This window comes from Microbacterium sp. DWRC1-3, assembly GCF_049896645.1.
Classification (GTDB): Bacteria; Actinomycetota; Actinomycetes; order Actinomycetales; family Microbacteriaceae; genus Microbacterium; species Microbacterium maritypicum.
In genome coordinates, this window is sequence record NZ_JAFCUS010000001.1 from 1,368,996 (window position 1) to 1,387,264 (window position 18,269).

The following is an 18,269-nucleotide window of genomic DNA, read 5'->3' on the forward strand; positions in this document are numbered from 1 at the left end:
GACGGCGTCAGGAGTCGTCGGGCACCGCACCGGGGAGCAGAGCGGTGACAGGAACGCCGAGGACCTCGGCGATGCGCGCGAGGTCGACGACCGTGAAGTCGTCGATGCCGTCGAGCAGATTTCCCAAGGCGTCGGGCCCGATACCCGAGCGCTCGGACAGCTCGGAGAAGGACACCCCCGCGTGGAACCGCGCCCCGTCGACCTCAGATGCTAGCAAATGACGTAATTCTGTCCCCATATGCATACACTAGCGCCACGAACAGACGCGCATGGGGCTCGAATGGGCCAGAATGGCGGCATTCTGGAGTCGTCACGCTGCTATGGTGAGCCAGGTGAAGACACCTGCCGAGGAGTTCAACGACGCTGTCGGTCGCCAGATGCGCGCGGAGATCGCCGCGTCACGGAGCAGCATCGCAGCGATGGCGCGCAGCATCGGGATCGCCCGGAGCGCTCTCGACAACTACGTGACGGGCAAGCGCGCGATCCCGGTCCCCGTCGTCTACGCGGTCTGCGCCGACCTCGGCGTCGAGCCCCACGTGCTCTTCGCCCGCGCAGAAGAGCGGCTGCGCGCAGACGGCGATGCCACCGCGCGCATCACGCCGATCCGCCGCGCACCCGATGTCGCCGGCCCGCGCGAAGATACCCGAGAGGTCGCCTTCGAATCCGGCGTCAGGCACGATGCCGACACCGACGACCTCTACGAATAGGCCGGGCTTCCGCCCCGGAGCGAGAGACCGGCACGAGGAGGGGGACCATGCAGCACCTCCTCCGCCTCGCCGACGAGCAGGGGGTGCGCGTCGTCGAACGGGTCGGCCGCACGCGCGGGGGCTATGACCCCGTGACGCGCACGATCCGCCTCAGCCCCGGGATGAGCGCGCGCACGACTCGCAGCGTCCTCGCCCACGAACTCGGTCACGTCTGCCTCGGCCATCTCCCCGCGCCCACCCCCGCCATCCGTGCGCTTCAGGAGCGCCAGGCAGACGAATGGGCGGCATCCCGGTTGATCACCCCGCGCGCCTACGCCGAGGCGGAGGAGGTTCGGGGACCGCATCTGGCGAGCCTCGCCTTCGAGATGGATGTCACGATCGAGCTGGTCGTGGCCTATCAGCGCCTGTTGCGTCAGACGCTGCTCGTCGCTGGTTGAATATCGACATGGCCTTCCTCGTCACGCCCTCCCCCGTCACCCTCACCGGCCGACTCGTCGAACTGCGCCCTCTCGATCGCTCGCACATCGAGGGACTGATCGAGGCCGTACAGGAGGACGATCTGTGGAAGACGGCGTGGTACACCTCGGTGCCCTCACCGGACGGGGTGGCGGCAGAGGTCGAGCGACGGATCGGACTCATCGAGAAGGGCGAGATGGTCCCGTTCACGGCCTTCGACGCGTCCGGCCGCATCCTGGGGCTCACGTCGTACTACGACATCGTCGCCGATGTGCCTCGTCTGCACATCGGCTTCACCTGGAACCGCCCCTCCGCGCACGGCACCGGTACCAACGCCGAATCCAAGCTGCTGCTGCTGCGGCATGCGTTCGAGACGCTCGGGGTGTTCCGAGTCGGCCTGACGACGCAGTGGGTGAACTTCCAGTCGCGCGCCGCGATCGAGCGCCTCGGGGCCAAGCAGGACGGCGTGATGCGGGCGATGAGCCGGTACCGCAACGGCGCGCTGCGCGACAGCGTGGAGTACTCGATCATCGAGCCGGAGTGGCCCGCAGTCAGGGCGAACCTCGAAGCGCGGCTCGCCAGACGACGGTGAGCGGTCAGACGCGCCGCGGCGCGACGCGCAGACCGCGATGAGTCACTCGGCGGCCTTGCCCGACCAGTTGTTCGACCGACGGGTGGCGGTGCCGCCCTGGCGGAGGAGGAAGGCCATGGCCAGCGTGACCAGAAGGAGCCCCCCGCAGAATGCGATCGCCTGGAACGCGGGCAGCCCGAACGAGATGCCCATCAGCAGGATCCCTCCGATGAAGAGGATCATGAAGAAGAGGAAGCTGAGGATCACGGGATCTCCTGTCGTCGGTGCCATCTACCAGGATAGCCCGGACTCGGAAACCCCCTGTGCACGTTCGTCGTCGTCTGGTCTGCTCTGAGCATGAAGACACCACTCACTGCTGTCGCCGTGTCGTGCACGTTGAAGCCGTCACCCGCAGCCTCCAGCTCCGATCTCCTCGCGACGCAGCTGCTCGAAGCCCTCTCCGCGCACGGCGTCACCGGAGACCTGGTCCGCGCCGTGGATCTCTCCCTCAACCCCGGAGTCGAGAAGGACATGGGCGGCGACGACGAGTGGCCGCGCATCCGTGAGCAGGTGCTGGACGCCGACATCCTCATCTTCGTCACCCCCACCTGGATGGGGCAGCATTCGAGCGTCGCGCAACGTGTGCTCGAACGCCTCGATGCAGAACTCGGCGAGACGGATGCTGACGGACGACCCACGCTGTTCGACAAGGTGGCCATCGCGGGCATCGTCGGCAACGAAGACGGGGCCCATCACATCGCCGCGATCCTCTTCCAGTCGCTGAACGACGTCGGCTTCACGGTTCCCGCCCAGAGCTCGGTCTACTGGAACGGCGAGGCGATGCACACCACCGACTACAAGGATCTCGACGAGACACCCGAGAAGGTCGCCTCCGCGATCGAGACGGCCGCGAGGAACGCCGCGCACCTGGCGCGGCTGCTCGCGGCGCACGGATACCCGGCGGAGTGAGCTGGGGCAACGCGTCGAGGTCGAGTGCCGGCCGCCGACACCCGGTCAGTGCGCAGGGGCGCGCGAGGCAGGCTCTGAGGGCCCGCGGAAGGTGATGACCTCGCCCCTGCGCGCTTTCTCGAGCGTGAATCCTGCGAGCTCCAGACGTCGATAGACCCGGCGGGGCAGGGCGGGAAGCTCGGCGGAGAAGCCGCGGGGCGGTTTGGCGAGCCCGGCGAAGAGCGACAGATCGGCACCGGCGCCGCGCACCTCGATGCGCGCGTAGTCGCTGCGGCACCGCCAGCGCAGGAACTCGAGCTCCCGGAACGGGAGCCTGTGCAGCTCGTCCCCCACTCCCACACGCAGCTCGTCGTTCCCGAAGGCGACCGTGCAGGGCACTGTTCGCCGACGCAGGATCGCCGTGAACACGAGATACACCGGAAGCGCGACCGTGATACCCAGGAAGAGGATCATCATCCGAGGCCCCATCCGCATCACGATGTCGTCGAGCGCGATCACGAGTGCGACACCGAGCAGCCCGCCGACCGCAGTGATCCCGACGATCGCCTGCGTGAGGGTGCGCAGCCGCAGCTCGACGGCGGGGAAGCGCACGATCGACCCGTCGCCGCTCTCCTCCCGTTCCCACTCCGGTGCCACCGGCGACGGCCTCTTCTTCGCGTCTCTGCGCCCGAAGAGATCCGTGACCCGAGAGATGAGCGCGAGCCAGATCCAGCCGGTCGCCGGGATGGCCGCGAGTTGCAGCACCACGGCGATGCCGCGCACCTCGTCGGGGAACGGCTCGATCAGATCTCCCCCGAACTCGACCACGAAGGCCAGGACGGCTCCGAGCACGATGGCGACGCCGAGATGCAGAATCGCGCCGTTGCGAGTCGGCACCATGCCCAGCGTCGCGTTCACGAACGCGAAGCCGAACAACCAGCCCCCGACCAGCATGAGCAGGAACGGGAAGATGCTCAGGTCGTCGCCCAGGAGCGTGAAGCCGATGGCCGCGAGCAGCAGCACCGTGCCCACGACCAGTGGGGTGCGCACGAGCGTCCGCGTCACCTTCACGCGAACGCGCGCTTCGGCGGCGGTCTCCTCGGTCATCGGGATGATTCTAAGTCCGGGCGGGGTGTCCACGCGCTCCGGGAGACAAATGCAGGCCCCGGCCGGCCGCTCGTGGTGAGCAGCCGGCCGGAGCCTTTGATACGTCAGCGAATCCGGTGCCGACGCGACGGACTCAGAAGTCCCAGTCGTCGTCTTCTGTGGCCTCGGCCTTGCCGATCACGTACGACGAGCCCGACCCCGAGAAGAAGTCGTGGTTCGTTTCCTCAGCTTGTCGGTGGTGCATATGCCTGATATCTCGCGGCGGAAGCGTCGGGAAGCGATGGGTGAAAATGGAACGCGTGTGGGCAAAACGTGGGCAATACGTGGGCAGACAGTCGACTCGCCCGCCCGCGACGGACATCACGACGTCTACGCCGACCTGTTCGACGATGGTCTAGAGGCCGTGGCGCAGGCGATGAGCGCTGCGCGAGCGACGGCAGTCTCGTGACACGCCGTTGATCCATCGGTATTGCAAAGCCGGGCATACCTGGCGCATCATTGGTGTTGTTCTCGTTGTGATCGACCGCAGGGGATCTGACCGCCAACAACAAAGACCCCCGACCGAAGTCGGGGGCCTGTGCCTTTCCTAGAGGTTCACCAGATCAAGCTGCAGCAACAGCTTCGACCAGGTAGCGGTACGCGCATTCTCCCTTGCGGTCGATGCACGGCGGGAACGTAGCTCCGCGCTCGTGGCGCGTGACGATTCCGTACTGGTCGGCCCAGTCTCCGTCGAACGGAACCCGCTGACCCGTCTTCCAGGCCCCATCGGGACCCATCGGCATATGCATGGTCATACTCCTTCACCTCCTCTCCCTGTGATCGTGTGCCGGCGCCGGCACGACAAAGAGGAGGGGTCCCCACAGATGCGTGGGGACCCCTCAGTCCGGTTGCCAAGGAGCGCGACGTCCCCGTCGCGCCGACTTCATGTCGATGAAGCGTGGGCAAAACGTGGGCACGGGTGTCGCGCGCTGCCCTCCACTCGAGCGAGATCCCATCGCTGCTCATCTTCACCCCCTGACAGATATTCATCGCTGATCGAGGATTTCAGAAGTCCCAGTCGTCGTCTTCCGTGGCCTCGGCCTTGCCGATCACGTACGACGAGCCCGACCCCGAGAAGAAGTCGTGGTTCTCGTCGGCGTTCGGCGAGAGCGCCGACAGGATCGCCGGGTTCACGTTCGTGACGCTGGAGGGGAACATCGCCTCGTAGCCCAGGTTCATGAGGGCCTTGTTGGCGTTGTAGTGCAGGAACTTCTTGACGTCTTCGGTCAGACCGACGCCGTCGTAGAGGTCCTGCGTGTACTGCACCTCGTTGTCGTAGAGCTCGTACATGAGCGAGAACGTGTAGTCCTTGAGCTCATCGCGGCGCTCCTGGGTCTCGTTCTCGAGGCCCTTCTGGAACTTGTAGCCGATGTAGTAGCCGTGCACGGCCTCGTCACGGATGATGAGGCGGATCAGGTCGGCCGTGTTCGTCAGCTTCGCCTTCGAGGACCAGTAGATCGGCAGGTAGAAGCCCGAATAGAACAGGAAGGACTCCAGCAGGGTGGAGGCCACCTTGCGCTTGAGCGGGTCGTCGCCCTGGTAGTAGTCCATGATGATCTGAGCCTTCTTCTGAAGGTTCGGGTTCTCGGTGGACCAGCGGAACGCCTCGTCGATCTCCTTCGTCGACGCGAGCGTCGAGAAGATCGAGGAGTAGCTCTTCGCGTGCACCGACTCCATGAACGCGATGTTCGTGTAAACGGCCTCTTCGTGAGGCGTGATCGCGTCGGGGATCAGCGACACCGCGCCCACGGTGCCCTGGATCGTGTCGAGCAGCGTGAGACCGGTGAACACCCGCATGGTGAGCAGCTGCTCGTCGGGGGTGAGCGTGTTCCACGACTGCACGTCGTTCGACAGCGGCACCTTCTCGGGCAGCCAGAAGTTGTTCACCAGACGGTTCCAGACCTCGAGGTCTTTGTCGTCCTGGATGCGGTTCCAGTTGATCGCCTGCACGCTGGAGACCAGCTTGAGTCTTTCGGGAGTCATTTTCTTCGTCGTTTCTCGGGATTCAGAGTTCTCAGGTCAACAGCAGGTCAGAGCATGCACGAGACGCACTCGGCCATGTCGGTGCCCTCGAGCGCCAGCTGACGCAGGCGGATGTAGTAGATCGTCTTGATGCCCTTGCGCCATGCGTAGATCTGCGCCTTGTTGATGTCACGCGTGGTGGCGGTGTCCTTGAAGAACAGCGTCAGCGACAGGCCTTGGTCGACGTGCTGCGTGGCCGCGGCGTACGTGTCGATGACCTTCTCGTAGCCGATCTCGTACGCGTCCTGGTAGTACTCCAGGTTGTCGTTCGTCATGAACGCCGCCGGGTAGTAGACGCGACCGAGCTTGCCTTCCTTGCGGATCTCGATCTTCGACGCGATCGGGTGGATCGACGACGTCGAGTTGTTGATGTACGAGATCGAACCGGTCGGCGGCACGGCCTGCAGGTTCTGGTTGTAGATGCCGTGCTTCTGGATCGACGCCTTCAGCTCAGCCCAGTCGTCCTGCGTCGGGATGTGCTTGCCGGCGAAGAGCTCCTTGACCTTCTCGGTCGCGGGGACCCAGGCCTGGTCGATGTACTTGTCGAAGAACTCGCCCGATGCGTAGGTCGAGTCCTCGAACCCGTCGAACGTGGTGCCGCGCTCGATGGCGAGGTTGTTCGACGCACGCAGCGCGTGGAACAGCACCGTGTAGAAGTAGATGTTCGTGAAGTCGATGCCCTCTTCGGAGCCGTAGTACACGTGCTCACGAGCGAGGTAGCCGTGCAGGTTCATCTGGCCGAGGCCGATCGCGTGAGAGCGGTCGTTGCCGTCTTCGATCGAGCGCACCGAGCCGATGTGGCTCTGGTCGCTCACCGCGGTGAGGGCGCGGATCGCCGTCTCGACGGTCTGTCCGAGGTCGTCGGCGTCCATCGACAGCGCGATGTTCATCGAGCCGAGGTTGCAGGAGATGTCCTTGCCGATGTTGTCGTACGACAGGTCGGCGTTGTACGTGGTCGGCGTGTTCACCTGCAGGATCTCGCTGCAGAGGTTGGACATGTTGATCCGACCCTTGATCGGGTTGGCCTTGTTCACCGTGTCCTCGAACATGACGTACGGGTAGCCGGACTCGAACTGGATCTCGGCGACGGTCTGGAAGAACTCGCGCGCGTTGATCTTGGTCTTCTTGATGCGCGGGTCGTCGACCATCTCGCGGTACTTCTCGGTGACCGAGATGTCGCCGAACGGAACGCCGTAGACCTTCTCGACGTCGTACGGCGAGAACAGGTACATGTCCTCGTCGTTCTTGGCGAGCTCGAACGTGATGTCCGGCACAACGACGCCCAGGGACAGCGTCTTGATGCGGATCTTCTCGTCGGCGTTCTCGCGCTTGGTGTCGAGGAAGCGCATGATGTCGGGGTGGTGGGCGTTGAGGTACACCGCGCCGGCGCCCTGACGCGCACCGAGCTGGTTGGCGTAGCTGAAGCTGTCTTCGAGGAGCTTCATCACCGGGATGATGCCCGAGGACTGGTTCTCGATCTGCTTGATCGGCGCACCCGATTCGCGGATGTTCGACAGCAGCAGGGCGACGCCGCCGCCGCGCTTGGAGAGCTGCAGGGCGGAGTTGATTCCGCGGGCGATCGACTCCATGTTGTCTTCGATGCGCAGCAGGAAGCAGCTGACGAGTTCGCCGCGCTGCGCCTTGCCGGCGTTGAGGAAGGTCGGGGTGGCCGGCTGGAAGCGGCCGGAGATGATCTCCTCGACGAGGGCGACGGCGAGCTTCTCATCGCCGTCTGCGAGTCCGAGGGCGGTCATGACGACGCGGTCCTCGAAGCGCTCGAGGTAGCGCTTGCCGTCGAACGTCTTGAGCGTGTAGCTCGTGTAGTACTTGAATGCGCCGAGGAAGGTCTCGAAGCGGAACTTCTTGCCGTAGGCGAGGTCGTTGAGCTTCTGGATGAAGTCCATCGAGTACTTCTCGATGACGGCACCCTCGTAGTACTCCTTCTCCACGAGGTAGTCCAGGCGCTCCTTGAGCGAGTGGAAGAACACCGTGTTCTGGTTCACGTGCTGCAGGAAGTACTCCCGTGCGGCGCGCTTGTCGGCGTCGAACTGGATCTTGCCGTCCGCGTCGTACAGGTTGAGCATCGCGTTGAGGGCGTGATAGTCGAGACCCTCATAGGAGGGGTTCGCCTTGAATGCCGCTGTCTCGGTCACTGAAGCTGCCACCGTCGTTCCAATCCGTCGCTCACGCGATCCACATCGTCTTGTGTGCCGAAGATCTCGAGCCGATACAAGTGAGGCACGTTGCACTTGCGGCTGATGATGTCGCCGGCGAGGCAGAACGCCTCGCCGAAGTTGGTGTTGCCCGCGGAGATCACGCCGCGGATGTGGCGCCGGTTACGCTCGTCGTTGAGAAACCGGATCACCTGTTTCGGAACGGCGCCCTTCTCGACGCCGCGCCCTGCTCCCCCGCCGTAGGTGGGGGTGACCAGCACGAAGGGCTCGTCGATGACGAGGTCTTCTTCGTGCCGGTGGAGGGGGATGCGTCGGGACGGGAGCCCGAGCTTCTCGATGAACCGCGCGGTGTTACCCGAGACGCTCGAGAAGTAGATCAGGAGCGGCGCTGCGGTCGCGACGGCGCTCATGGGGCGTCACGCCAGACGGGAGGCGAGCTCGTCGATCTTGTCGGGACGGAAGCCCGACCAGTGACCCTCGTCGGTGACGACGACGGGTGCCTGCATGTAGCCGAGCGCCTTGACCTGCTCGAGCGCCGTCGGGTCTTCCGACAGGTCGAGGATCTCGTACTCGATGCCCTTGGCATCCAGGGCACGGTAGGTGGCGTTGCACTGAACGCAGGAAGGCTTTGTGTAGACCGTGATCGACATCTTTTTCGTAACCCCTCAAATCTCTGGCCTGCTTCTCATCAGGCTGTTTCCCGGTAGACCCCTGCCGGGACTTCAATACTACATATGGGGACCGACATTGGGGGCGACCACAAGGGGTAGTAGTTACATCCTTGTAGTTATCCACCGCTCTCTACAGATACAACACAGGTTCTCCACCGTTTCTTCCACAGGCAGAGACCCCGTACGGGGACACTCGAACCGCAGGAAATCGCGGCTGGGAAGCACCCGTGAGCGATCTGTCCACAAGGGCGACCATACGAGGGGCTTCGGACATTCCGAGACCTGTGGAAACTCTCTCTCGGCGTGTCGGCGGCGTGTCGCATCCGTAGCCGCTTCGACGCTCCCCGCCGGGTGCCGGTACCGTTGTCTGGTGGCGGGATATCGGGATCTTCTTCGCACGCCGGGAGTGGCGCGCATGATCGCTGCTCAGCTGACGGCGCGCTTCCCCAACGGGATGATGTCGCTGGCGATCCTGCTGCATGTCGAGCAGCAGACGGGGTCTTACGGATCTGCCGGTCTGGTGCTCGCCGCGACCAGTGTGGGGCAGGCGATCGCCGGCCCCATCACCAGCCGGTGGATGGGCGTCTGGGGCATGCGTCGCGTGATCACCCTCACCCTGTCGGTGTGCGTCGTGGCGGTGCTGTGCCTCGCCCTGCTCCCGCTCGAAGTACCGGGGTACATGGCGCTCGGGATGGTCGCGGGCCTCTCCACTCCGCCGGTCCAGGCCGCGGTCCGCACGATCTACCCCAAGCTCGTGAACTCGTCGAACCTCACTCCGCTGTTCTCCCTCGACGCCTCGCTGCAGGAGATCATCTGGGTGCTGGCCCCCGTCGTGATCACGCTCGTCTCCACTCAGATCGGCACCGCGGAGGGACTGCTGCTGGTGGCGATCATCCTCGTCGGCGGCGGAGCGTGGTTCATCCTCTCCCCCGAGGTCGGGCGCGTGCGCATCCCGCGCAGTCGCAACGCTCTCGGCAAGGTCGTGCTCAAGCCGCCCGTGCTGCTGGCGACCGTGATCGGGTTCCTCCTGATCGGGGCCTGCGCCGCCGTGGAGGTCGGCGTGGTCGCGACGTTCGAGCACGGAAGCCTCGCCGCCGGTCTCGTGCTCGCCGTGTTCTCGGCCGGAAGCCTCGCCGGCGGTCTGGCGTTCGGACACATCCCCATCGGGCCGTGGGCCATGGCGCGCCGCCTGCTGATCGTGACGATCGGGCTCGGCCTGACGATGGTCATGCTCAACGTCTTCTGGCTGGGCGGCACCCTGATCCTCGCCGGCATCGGCATCGCCCCCGCTCTCGCCGTGCTCTTCGCCATCACCTCGGCCAGCGTGAAGTTCAGCGAGACCGCTGAGGCGTTCGGATGGGCAGGCACCGGTCAGCTCATCGGCGCCGCGGCAGGATCCGCCGTCGCCGGCTTCCTCGTCGATGTCGGCGACTGGCGCGGTGCTTACCTCGCCGCCACGATCTTCGCCGCGGTCGGGCTCCTCGTCGCCGTCGTCTTCGTCCGCTCCTTCCCCGACCTGCGTCACCGCGACGCGAGCCCGCATCCCGACACCGAACCCCTGGCGGTCACCCCCTCATGAGCTCCTCCTCCTCGACCTCTGCCCCCGAGATCGTCTGCATCGGCGAGACCATGGCGCTGATCACCCCGACGGACGCCCGGCTGGCCGATGCCGCCGCGGCGACGATCGGTCTCGCCGGCGCGGAGTCCAACGTGGCTGCCGGCGCAGCCTCCACCGGGCACCGCGTCGCCTGGGCATCGCGTCTGGGCGCTGACCCCCTCGGCGACCGCGTGGCCACCGAGCTCGAGCACCGAGGCGTGGAGCTGTGGATCGACCGCGATGCCACCGCGCCGACCGGCGTCATGTTCAAGGATCCGGGAGCGGAGTCGTCCTCCGTCTACTACTACCGTCAGGGATCAGCTGCTTCCCGCATGGAGCCGGGATTCCTCACGACCGCGCAGCTCCGGGGCGTGCGGATCGTGCACACCACCGGGATCACCCCCGCGCTCTCCGCGTCGTGTCGTGAGATGGTGGATCGGCTCTTCAACGACGCACGCGCGGCAGGCGCTCTCGTGTCGTTCGACGTGAACGACCGTCGTCCGCTGTGGAGCACGCAGGAGGCGGCCGAGACTCTCGCCCGCCTCGCGGACGCCGCGGACATCACCTTCGTCGGCCGCGACGAGGCCGAACGCATCTGGGGCACGGCGACGCCGGCCGAGATCCGCGCGTTCCTCCCGAACTGCGCGCTGCTGGTCGTCAAGGACGGCGACGTCGGCGCCACCGCCTTCGACGGCGACGCCGAACCGGTGTTCGTCCCCGCCCCCGTGGTCGACGTCGTCGAACCGGTCGGCGCAGGCGACGCGTTCGCGTCCGGATTCCTGGCGGCCACCCTCGAGGGAGCCGACCTCGCCGCATGCCTGTCCGCCGGCCACGCGGCCGCCGGGCGCGTGCTGACGATCGCCGCCGATCTTCCGCCGCTGGTGACGCTCAGCTGAACGCCGCGGGCTCCCCCGCCAGGACGACCCCGCTCCCCCGGTCGTAGGCTGGTGCCATGCCCGCACCGCTCACTCTGCCCCGTATCTCGTGGGGTTCCCCGTCGGCATCCCGGCGAGCGCTTCTGGTTCACGGCCTCGGGTCGTCCGGCGCTCTGATGTGGCGTCTCGGCGACGCTCTCGCCGATGCGGGATGGCAGGCGACAGCCGTGGATCTGCGAGGTCACGGCGACGCGCCGCGCTCCCTGGACTACTCGGTCGCCGCATACGGTGCCGACCTCGCCGTCACGCTCCCCGAAGGGGGCGGCGCGTGGGACGCAGTCATCGGCCACTCGCTCGGCGGCGCCGCCAGCACGGTCGCCGCAGCATCCACTGCGGAATGGACGCGGCGTCTCGTGCTCATCGATCCCGCTATCCACGTGGACGGACGCGATGCGGCGATCGTCCGCCGCAGCCAGGAGCGCGCATTCGCCGACACCCGGCTCGAGGTCGTGCAGCAGGAGCATCCGCACTGGCATCCGCAGGATCAGGAGCTCAAGGTCGACGCCGTCCTGCGCGCGAGCGCCTGGGCCGTGGAGCAGACCAGCGCCCAGAACCAGCCGTGGGACGTGCGCGCCGAGGCCGCGCGGCTGCGCGTGCCCACGCACGTGATCGGCGCCGACCCCGCTGTCTACAGCATCTTCACGGGTGCTCTCGCCGACAAGGTCCTCGCCGCGAACCCCTTGATCTCCCTGTCGGTCGTCGAGGGCGCGGGGCACTCCCTGCACCGCGATCGCCCGGAGGAATCCGTCCGTCAGCTTCTGGAGGCACTGGCATGAGCACGTTCGATCCCGCGAAGTTCCTCCCCGACGACCTTCTCGAGCGCATCCGCGAGCGCGCACCGATCCATGACCGCGAGAACACCTTCCCCGCGCAGGACCTGGACGAGCTGCGGGCCGCGGGATACCTGTCGATCCTGGTGCCGACCGCGCGCGGGGGCGCCGGACTCGGACTCGCCGAAGCCGCGATCCTGCAGCAGCGTCTCGCGGGTGCCGCACCGGCGACCGCCCTGGCCGTCAACATGCACCTCGTGTGGACGGGCGTCGCCAAGGTCTTCTCCGACCGCGGCGTACCCGGACTGGAGTTCGTGCAGGACGGGGCGGTCGCGGGCGAGGTCTTCGCCTTCGGCATCAGCGAGGGCGGCAACGACCTGGTGCTGTTCGGCAGCGACACCGCAGCCGTGCCCGATGGCGACGGCGGCTACTCCTTCACCGGCACCAAGATCTTCACCTCCCTCGCCCCGGTGTGGACGCGACTGGGCCTGCACGGGCTCGACACCACGAGCCCCGACGCGCCCCAGCTCGTGTTCGCCTTCATCGAGCGGACGAATGCGGTCACCACCTCCGACGACTGGGACACCCTCGGCATGCGCGGCACGCAGAGTCGCACCACGCGGCTGAACGGCGCCGTCGCCGATGCCGCGCACGTGGTGCGCCGTATCGACCCGGGCCCCAGCCCCGACCCCATCGTGTTCGGCATCTTCTCGGTCTTCGAGATCCTGCTCGCGTCCGTCTACACAGGCATCGCCCGCCGAGCACTGGAACTCGCCGTCACGACGGCGCAGAAGCGGCACTCGAAGAAGACGGGTCTCGCCTACAGCCAGGATCCCGACATCCGCTGGCGCATCGCCGACATGGCGATCGCCTACGACGCACTGCCGCCGCAGATCGCCGCGCTCGCAAGCGATGTGGACGACCGTGTCGATCACGGCGCGCGGTGGTTCCCGCTGCTCTCCGGCGTCAAGCACCGCGCGATCACGATGGCCAAGCATGTCGTCGACGAGGCGATGCTCGTCGCCGGCGGCGGGTCGTACTTCTCCGCCAACGAGCTCTCCCGCCTCTACCGCGACGTGCTGGCCGGGGCGTTCCACCCCTCCGACCCCGAATCCGCGCACGCCACCGCGGCGAGCGCGTGGCTGGGCCCTCTCGAAAGCTGAGTTTTTCTGCCGATTCCGCTGGACGAATGGCCATATTCTGCGAAATCGGTTGCCGAGAGCATCGTGGAGTGCGAGGATCGCACCATGAGTCCGGCGAAGAAGCACCCTTCCCTCGATGCGGTCTCGAAGACGATCGTCGAGCTGCTCCAAGAGGACGGCCGTCGTTCCTACTCCGAGATCGGCCGCACCGTCGGGATGAGCGAGGCGGCCGTGCGCCAGAGGGTGCAGCGGCTGACCGAGTCCGGTGTCATGCAGATCGTCGCCGTCACCGACCCGATGCAGCTGGGCTTCCATCGCCAGGCCATGATCGGCGTGCGCGTGTCCGGCGATGCCCGCCGCGTCGCCGAGGCGATCGCCGCGATCGACGCCGTGGACTACGTCGTCATCACGGTCGGCTCCTTCGACGTCCTCGCCGAGGTGGTCTGCGAGGACGATGACGACCTGCTCGCACTGATCAACGACGTCATCCGCCCGATCGAGGGCGTCCTCTCCACCGAAACCTTCATATACGCCAAGCTGCAGAAGCAGCTCTACAACTGGGGGACCAGATGAGCATCGCACGCACCATCCCGTCGGAATCCGAGCTGCAGACGATGGCGAAGGATCATCTCTGGATGCACTTCACCCGGCAGTCCACGATGGCCGAGTCTGGTGTGCCCATCATCGTCAAGGGCGAGGGTCATCGGATCTGGGACGCCAAGGGCAAGGAGTACTTCGACGGCCTCGCCGGACTCTTCGTCGTGAACGCCGGCCACGGTCGGCGACGACTGGCAGAGGCCGCGGCGGCACAGGCGTCCGAGCTGGCGTTCTTCCCGCTGTGGTCGTATGCGCACCCGGCGGCGATCGAACTGGCCGACCGCCTCGCAGACGAGGCACCCGGCGACCTGAACAAGGTCTTCTTCTCCACCGGTGGCGGCGAGGCGGTCGAGACCGCCTTCAAGCTCGCCAAGCACTACTGGAAGCTGCAGGGAAAGCCCGCCAAGCACAAGGTCATCTCGCGCGCGGTGGCGTACCACGGCACCCCGCAGGGCGCTCTGGCGATCACCGGCATCCCGGCGATGAAGTCGATGTTCGAACCGGTCACCCCCGGCGGCTTCCGCGTGCCGAACACCAACTTCTACCGCGCGGCCGAGATGGGCGGGCCCGCCGATGACCTCGAGGCCTTCGGCCGGTGGGCGGCCGACCGCATCGAGGAGATGATCCTCTTCGAAGGGGCCGACACCGTGGCCGCGGTCTTCCTCGAGCCCGTGCAGAACTCCGGCGGATGCTTCCCGCCCCCTCCCGGCTACTTCGCCCGCGTGCGCGAGATCTGCGACCGCCACGACGTGCTGCTCGTCTCGGACGAGGTCATCTGCGCCTTCGGCCGCCTCGGACACACGTTCGCGTGCACGGGCCTGGGCTACGTGCCCGACATGATCACGTGCGCCAAGGGCATGACGAGCGGCTACTCCCCCATCGGGGCGACGATCATCAGCGACCGCATCTACGAGCCCTTCTCGAAGGGCGACATGTCCTTCCCGCACGGCTACACCTTCGGCGGACACCCGGTCTCGGCCGCGGTCGCGCTGGAGAACCTCGCGATCTTCGACGAGGAGGGGTTGAACGCGCACGTGCGTGAGAACTCTCCGCTGTTCCGCTCCGAGCTCGAGAAGCTGCTCGATCTGCCGCTGGTCGGCGATGTGCGCGGCGACGGATACTTCTTCGGCATCGAGCTCGTGAAGGACAAGGCGACCAAGGAGACCTTCGACGACGCCGAGTCGGAGCGGCTGCTGCGCGGCTTCCTCTCCCCCGCCCTGTTCGAAGCCGGTCTGTACTGCCGTGCGGATGACCGCGGCGACCCCGTGATCCAGCTCGCACCGCCGCTCACCGTCGGGCCTTCGGAGTTCCGCGAGATCGAGCAGATCCTGCGGGATGTGCTCACGCGCGCGCAGTCGGTCCTCTGACCGTCGCGGATACGGCACTGCGCGGCGCGAAGGTCACACGACCGGCGCCGCGCTCCGCTTCGCCAGCAGCGCGAGGTGGAGTGCGGCGAGGGTCTCCCCGTCGTCGAGGTCGACATCGAGCAGGTCGCCGATCAGCGTGAGTCGCTGGTAGAAGACGGAGCGTGAGAGGTGGCTCGCGGCTGCGGCTGCCGAGCGGTTGCCGGGGTGCGCCACGAGCGCCGCCAGCACATCGAGCAGGTCGCCACGGCGCTCGCGGTCGTGCGTCACGAGCGGCGCCAGCATCCGCTCGCTGTGTGCGAGCAGGCGATGGTCGTCGCGCAACGAGGCGACGAAGCGCTCGAGCGGACGGTCGTCCACGCGCCGCACGCGCGGACCGCCATCCGAACGGTCGCTGGCCGCCAGATCGCGCGCGGCCCGCAGCGAGGCGAGCAGACCCAGCACCTCCTCCGCAGGGGGCCCGACGAAGACCGTGCGGTCAGGACCGACGAGGCTCGCGACGAGCGCATCCGACAGCGGAACGGATGCCGGCAGCGACAGCAGTGCGACATCGTCGTCACCCACCCGCGCGGCGACCACCGCGACCCCGAGCTGCGCCGCGCGGTGCGCAAGGTGCACCGCAGGTTCCGTGCCACGTGCCACGATGCCGTGGCAGTGCCGCCCCGCGAGCAGGAAGCCGCTAGCCGCGAGGCGGGCCTCGATGTCATCCGGACTCGCGAACCGCGCGCCGAGCAGGTCGTCGATGAGGCCGCGCTGTGCCAGCAGCGACCACTCGGAATCACCGCCGTCCGCGAGGCACCCGAAGGCGAGGGCCGTGGCCCCCTGTTCGAGCACGGTGAGCCGGCCGGCCGGATGCGCGGGTCCGGGGAGCGCGAGCAGGGTCCCCCACCGCACGCCGCGCGCCTGCACCGGCACGCGGTCGGCGGAGCGCAGCATTCCCAGTGCCTGGGCCACCGGCATCCGCAGGGTCTCGTGCGCTATCACCTCCCGCGCCAGGTTCTCCAGCACGACGGGTGCGCCGAGCGCCCGCGCCGTCTCGGCGACGACGACATCGGCCGGGGCTCCCCGCAGGCTCAGCGCCGTGAAGAGTTCGTGCAGGTGCTGGCGTTCGCGCAGCGCCATGGTCTGCGCGGCGATCAGCGCGCGGTGCACGGTCTCGGTGACAGCGACGAACTTGACCTCGCTGGTCAGTGCGATCAGCGCGAGCCCGCGCTCCGCGCACACCTCGACGACGGCATCCGGGATGCGCGCCTGGCCGGAGCCGAGCTCGACCACGATGCCCGCGACCCCGGCCTGGTGCAGTCCCTGGGCGAAAGCACGCAGCTCCGCCGCAGCGGTCGGCCAGCCGGCCCCGGTGCTGAGCAGCAGCTCTCCGCCGTCGAGCAGACGGGCGACACCGGCGCTGTCGGACACGTGCACCCAGCGCACGGCGGCATCGAGCGCACTGCCGCCGACGATCAGCTCGGGAACGCCCGCCTGCAGCACGGGCTCTGCGAGCACATCGGCGACCGTGAGGAGTGCGTCACCGCGTGTCGGACGATCTGTCCGGATGAAGCGGAAGTCCTGACGTTCTGACATCACGATCAGCTCCCTCGCTCTGTGATCATTGAGGAGCACAAGCCTATCGAACACCGGTCAGAGTGTTCGAGCCCCGCATTCTTCAGCCCTCGGAGGAACATCGTGGACATCGTCCGTCACGTCATCAACGGCACGGAGACCGCCGAAGCGGCCCGCACCGGTCAGATCTTCGACCCCGCAACGGGTCAGGTGTCCAAGCAGGTCGCCTTCGCATCGGCGGCCGAGGTGGAGACCGCGATCGCCGCGGCTGCGGCCGCCCTGCCGGCCTGGCGCGAGACGAGCCTGATCAAACGCGCCGACGTGTTCTTCCGCCTTCGCCAGCTGTTGAAGGAGCGCACGCCCGAGCTGGCCGCGATCGTCACCTCCGAGCACGGCAAGGTGCTCTCGGATGCCGCCGGCGAGGTGTCGCGCGGCATCGAGAACGTCGAGTTCGCGGCCGGACTCGTGCACCTTCTCAAGGGCGAGCGCAGCGAGCAGGTCTCGCGCGGTGTCGACGTGCACTCGGTCAAGCAGCCGGTCGGCGTCGTCGCCGCGATCACCCCGTTCAACTTCCCCGTGATGGTGCCGCTGTGGATGGTGGCCTCGGCCATCGCCTGCGGCAACACGGTCGTGCTCAAGCCGAGCGAGAAGGACCCGTCCGCAGCGGTGTGGCTCGCGAAGCTCTTCACCGAGGCCGGTCTCCCCGACGGCGTGCTCAACGTCGTTCACGGCGACAAGGAGGCCGTGGACGCGATCCTCGACTCCTCCAGGGTCGACGCCGTCAGCTTCGTCGGCTCCACCCCGATCGCCCGCTCGATCTACCAGCGCGCCTCGTCCGCCGGCAAGCGCGTGCAGGCCCTCGGCGGCGCCAAGAACCACATGGTCGTCATGCCCGACGCCGACATCGATGCGGCCGCAGACGCCGCAGTCTCCGCCGCCTACGGCTCCGCCGGCGAGCGCTGCATGGCCGTCTCGGTGCTGGTCGCGGTGGGCGACATCGCCGATGACCTGGTCTCCGCCATCGCCTCGCGCATCGACGGGCTGAAGATCGGCGCCGGCACGGATGCCGAAAGCGAGATGGGTCCGCTCATCACCCGCGAGCACCGCGACAAGGTCGCCTCCTATGTCACCGGCGCCGAAGCCGAGGGCGCGACGGTCGTCGTCGACGGCACGCAGAAGCAGTTCGACTCCGAGGGCTTCTTCCTCGGCGTCAGCCTGATCGACCAGGTCGCCCCCGGCATGAAGGTCTACGACGACGAGATCTTCGGCCCGGTGCTGTCGGTCGTGCGCGTCGAGACCTACGCCGAGGCGGTAGCCCTCGTGAACGCGAACGCCTACGGCAACGGCACCGCGATCTTCACGCGAGACGGCGGCACGGCCCGTCAGTACGAGTTCGACATCGAGGTCGGCATGGTCGGGGTCAACGTACCGATCCCTGTGCCGATCGGCGCCTACTCGTTCGGCGGCTGGAAGGACTCGCTGTTCGGCGACTCCCACATCTACGGCCCCGAGTCGGTGCACTTCTACACGCGCTCCAAGGTCGTCACGACCCGCTGGCCCGACCACACCCCGTCGCAGATCGACCTCGGCTTCCCGAGCAACCACTGACAGG

The 18,269-nt window shown here is 67.2% G+C and carries 20 protein-coding genes; 11 read left to right on the forward strand and 9 right to left on the reverse strand.

Features of this window, described 5'->3' with window-relative positions; all coding sequences use genetic code 11:
* Positions 1 to 7: 7 nt before the first annotated feature.
* Positions 8 to 217 carry a helix-turn-helix domain-containing protein gene (locus ACP699_RS06440; RefSeq protein WP_017828859.1) on the reverse strand — a complete coding sequence of 70 codons (210 nt, stop codon included), beginning with the start codon at positions 215 to 217 and terminating at the stop codon, positions 8 to 10.
* Positions 218 to 332: 115 nt separating this feature from the next.
* Between ACP699_RS06440 and ACP699_RS06445 the strand changes: the two genes are divergently transcribed.
* Genes ACP699_RS06445 through ACP699_RS06455 form a run of 3 tightly spaced genes read left to right on the forward strand, consistent with a single transcriptional unit; the run spans position 333 to position 1,755 of the window.
* Entirely contained in the window at positions 333 to 707 is a 375-nt protein-coding gene (locus ACP699_RS06445; RefSeq protein WP_229778820.1) for a helix-turn-helix domain-containing protein, read from the forward strand.
* Positions 708 to 754: 47 nt separating this feature from the next.
* Entirely contained in the window at positions 755 to 1,144 is a 390-nt protein-coding gene (locus tag ACP699_RS06450) for an ImmA/IrrE family metallo-endopeptidase (RefSeq protein WP_302793034.1), read from the forward strand.
* A gap of 8 nt (positions 1,145 to 1,152) precedes the next feature.
* Positions 1,153 to 1,755: a GNAT family N-acetyltransferase gene (locus ACP699_RS06455; RefSeq protein ID WP_055873748.1), complete on the forward strand. Its 603-nt coding sequence runs from the start codon at positions 1,153 to 1,155 to the stop codon at positions 1,753 to 1,755.
* A gap of 42 nt (positions 1,756 to 1,797) precedes the next feature.
* Here ACP699_RS06455 and ACP699_RS06460 read toward each other — a convergent pair whose 3' ends face one another.
* On the reverse strand, positions 1,798 to 2,025 hold the full coding sequence (locus ACP699_RS06460; RefSeq protein WP_229778819.1) for a hypothetical protein: 228 nt from the start codon (positions 2,023 to 2,025) through the stop codon (positions 1,798 to 1,800).
* Positions 2,026 to 2,091: 66 nt separating this feature from the next.
* On the opposite strand from ACP699_RS06460, the gene ACP699_RS06465 reads away from it, so the two are divergent.
* Positions 2,092 to 2,703 (forward strand): flavodoxin family protein, encoded by a 612-nt coding sequence (locus ACP699_RS06465; RefSeq protein WP_426170102.1) that lies wholly within the window; start codon positions 2,092 to 2,094, stop codon positions 2,701 to 2,703.
* Positions 2,704 to 2,748: 45 nt separating this feature from the next.
* Here ACP699_RS06465 and ACP699_RS06470 read toward each other — a convergent pair whose 3' ends face one another.
* From ACP699_RS06470 to nrdH, 6 genes are all read right to left on the reverse strand, one after another.
* Positions 2,749 to 3,789 (reverse strand): hypothetical protein, encoded by a 1,041-nt coding sequence (locus ACP699_RS06470; protein WP_426170105.1) that lies wholly within the window; start codon positions 3,787 to 3,789, stop codon positions 2,749 to 2,751.
* A gap of 602 nt (positions 3,790 to 4,391) precedes the next feature.
* Positions 4,392 to 4,583 (reverse strand): hypothetical protein, encoded by a 192-nt coding sequence (locus ACP699_RS06475; protein ID WP_426170108.1) that lies wholly within the window; start codon positions 4,581 to 4,583, stop codon positions 4,392 to 4,394.
* A gap of 250 nt (positions 4,584 to 4,833) precedes the next feature.
* Positions 4,834 to 5,811 carry a class 1b ribonucleoside-diphosphate reductase subunit beta gene (gene nrdF / locus ACP699_RS06480; protein WP_017828866.1) on the reverse strand — a complete coding sequence of 326 codons (978 nt, stop codon included), beginning with the start codon at positions 5,809 to 5,811 and terminating at the stop codon, positions 4,834 to 4,836.
* A gap of 47 nt (positions 5,812 to 5,858) precedes the next feature.
* Positions 5,859 to 8,003, reverse strand: coding sequence for a class 1b ribonucleoside-diphosphate reductase subunit alpha (gene nrdE, locus ACP699_RS06485; protein WP_426171542.1), 2,145 nt, complete (start codon positions 8,001 to 8,003; stop codon positions 5,859 to 5,861).
* Positions 8,000 to 8,434, reverse strand: a complete 435-nt coding sequence (gene nrdI / locus ACP699_RS06490) for a class Ib ribonucleoside-diphosphate reductase assembly flavoprotein NrdI (RefSeq protein WP_055865024.1) — start codon at positions 8,432 to 8,434, stop codon at positions 8,000 to 8,002. The genes nrdE and nrdI overlap by 4 nt, the downstream gene beginning before the upstream one ends.
* Before the next feature lie 6 nt (positions 8,435 to 8,440).
* Positions 8,441 to 8,674 carry a glutaredoxin-like protein NrdH gene (nrdH, locus tag ACP699_RS06495; protein WP_017828869.1) on the reverse strand — a complete coding sequence of 78 codons (234 nt, stop codon included), beginning with the start codon at positions 8,672 to 8,674 and terminating at the stop codon, positions 8,441 to 8,443.
* A gap of 436 nt (positions 8,675 to 9,110) precedes the next feature.
* On the opposite strand from nrdH, the gene ACP699_RS06500 reads away from it, so the two are divergent.
* From ACP699_RS06500 to ACP699_RS06525, 6 genes are all read left to right on the forward strand, one after another.
* On the forward strand, positions 9,111 to 10,274 hold the full coding sequence (locus ACP699_RS06500) for an MFS transporter (RefSeq protein ID WP_055865028.1): 1,164 nt from the start codon (positions 9,111 to 9,113) through the stop codon (positions 10,272 to 10,274).
* On the forward strand, positions 10,271 to 11,188 hold the full coding sequence (locus tag ACP699_RS06505) for a sugar kinase (protein ID WP_426170115.1): 918 nt from the start codon (positions 10,271 to 10,273) through the stop codon (positions 11,186 to 11,188). The genes ACP699_RS06500 and ACP699_RS06505 overlap by 4 nt, the downstream gene beginning before the upstream one ends.
* A gap of 56 nt (positions 11,189 to 11,244) precedes the next feature.
* Complete coding sequence (locus ACP699_RS06510; protein ID WP_426170118.1) at positions 11,245 to 12,003, forward strand: alpha/beta fold hydrolase; 759 nt, start codon at positions 11,245 to 11,247, stop codon at positions 12,001 to 12,003.
* Complete coding sequence (locus tag ACP699_RS06515) at positions 12,000 to 13,160, forward strand: acyl-CoA dehydrogenase family protein (RefSeq protein ID WP_426170121.1); 1,161 nt, start codon at positions 12,000 to 12,002, stop codon at positions 13,158 to 13,160. Before ACP699_RS06510 ends, ACP699_RS06515 begins: the two co-directional genes overlap by 4 nt.
* An 84-nt stretch (positions 13,161 to 13,244) precedes the next feature.
* A complete protein-coding gene (locus ACP699_RS06520; RefSeq protein ID WP_017828874.1) occupies positions 13,245 to 13,712 on the forward strand; it encodes an Lrp/AsnC family transcriptional regulator in 468 nt (155 codons plus the stop codon).
* Positions 13,709 to 15,103, forward strand: coding sequence for an aspartate aminotransferase family protein (locus ACP699_RS06525; protein ID WP_055873797.1), 1,395 nt, complete (start codon positions 13,709 to 13,711; stop codon positions 15,101 to 15,103). Before ACP699_RS06520 ends, ACP699_RS06525 begins: the two co-directional genes overlap by 4 nt.
* Before the next feature lie 33 nt (positions 15,104 to 15,136).
* On the opposite strand, the gene ACP699_RS06530 is transcribed toward ACP699_RS06525, so the two are convergent.
* The gene (locus ACP699_RS06530; protein ID WP_426171544.1) at positions 15,137 to 16,678 is read right to left on the reverse strand and encodes a PucR family transcriptional regulator ligand-binding domain-containing protein; all 1,542 of its coding nucleotides are present in this window, start codon (positions 16,676 to 16,678) and stop codon (positions 15,137 to 15,139) included.
* A 102-nt stretch (positions 16,679 to 16,780) separates the two neighbouring features.
* On the opposite strand from ACP699_RS06530, the gene ACP699_RS06535 reads away from it, so the two are divergent.
* The gene (locus ACP699_RS06535) at positions 16,781 to 18,265 is read left to right on the forward strand and encodes a CoA-acylating methylmalonate-semialdehyde dehydrogenase (protein ID WP_055865043.1); all 1,485 of its coding nucleotides are present in this window, start codon (positions 16,781 to 16,783) and stop codon (positions 18,263 to 18,265) included.
* The last annotated feature ends 4 nt before the right edge of the window (positions 18,266 to 18,269 follow it).

Coding starts and splice junctions, on each gene's coding strand:
- ACP699_RS06450 (WP_302793034.1), top strand. CDS start 755: ATGCAGCACCTCCTCCGCCTCGCCGACGAGCAGGGGGTGCGCGTCGTC.
- ACP699_RS06515 (WP_426170121.1), top strand. CDS start 12,000: ATGAGCACGTTCGATCCCGCGAAGTTCCTCCCCGACGACCTTCTCGAG.
- nrdF (WP_017828866.1), bottom strand. CDS start 5,811: ATGACTCCCGAAAGACTCAAGCTGGTCTCCAGCGTGCAGGCGATCAAC.
- ACP699_RS06525 (WP_055873797.1), top strand. CDS start 13,709: ATGAGCATCGCACGCACCATCCCGTCGGAATCCGAGCTGCAGACGATG.
- ACP699_RS06520 (WP_017828874.1), top strand. CDS start 13,245: ATGAGTCCGGCGAAGAAGCACCCTTCCCTCGATGCGGTCTCGAAGACG.
- ACP699_RS06500 (WP_055865028.1), top strand. CDS start 9,111: ATGATCGCTGCTCAGCTGACGGCGCGCTTCCCCAACGGGATGATGTCG.
- ACP699_RS06530 (WP_426171544.1), bottom strand. CDS start 16,678: ATGTCAGAACGTCAGGACTTCCGCTTCATCCGGACAGATCGTCCGACA.
- ACP699_RS06470 (WP_426170105.1), bottom strand. CDS start 3,789: ATGACCGAGGAGACCGCCGCCGAAGCGCGCGTTCGCGTGAAGGTGACG.
- ACP699_RS06460 (WP_229778819.1), bottom strand. CDS start 2,025: ATGGCACCGACGACAGGAGATCCCGTGATCCTCAGCTTCCTCTTCTTC.
- nrdH (WP_017828869.1), bottom strand. CDS start 8,674: ATGTCGATCACGGTCTACACAAAGCCTTCCTGCGTTCAGTGCAACGCC.
- ACP699_RS06505 (WP_426170115.1), top strand. CDS start 10,271: ATGAGCTCCTCCTCCTCGACCTCTGCCCCCGAGATCGTCTGCATCGGC.
- ACP699_RS06475 (WP_426170108.1), bottom strand. CDS start 4,583: ATGACCATGCATATGCCGATGGGTCCCGATGGGGCCTGGAAGACGGGT.
- ACP699_RS06465 (WP_426170102.1), top strand. CDS start 2,092: ATGAAGACACCACTCACTGCTGTCGCCGTGTCGTGCACGTTGAAGCCG.
- ACP699_RS06510 (WP_426170118.1), top strand. CDS start 11,245: ATGCCCGCACCGCTCACTCTGCCCCGTATCTCGTGGGGTTCCCCGTCG.
- nrdI (WP_055865024.1), bottom strand. CDS start 8,434: ATGAGCGCCGTCGCGACCGCAGCGCCGCTCCTGATCTACTTCTCGAGC.
- ACP699_RS06455 (WP_055873748.1), top strand. CDS start 1,153: ATGGCCTTCCTCGTCACGCCCTCCCCCGTCACCCTCACCGGCCGACTC.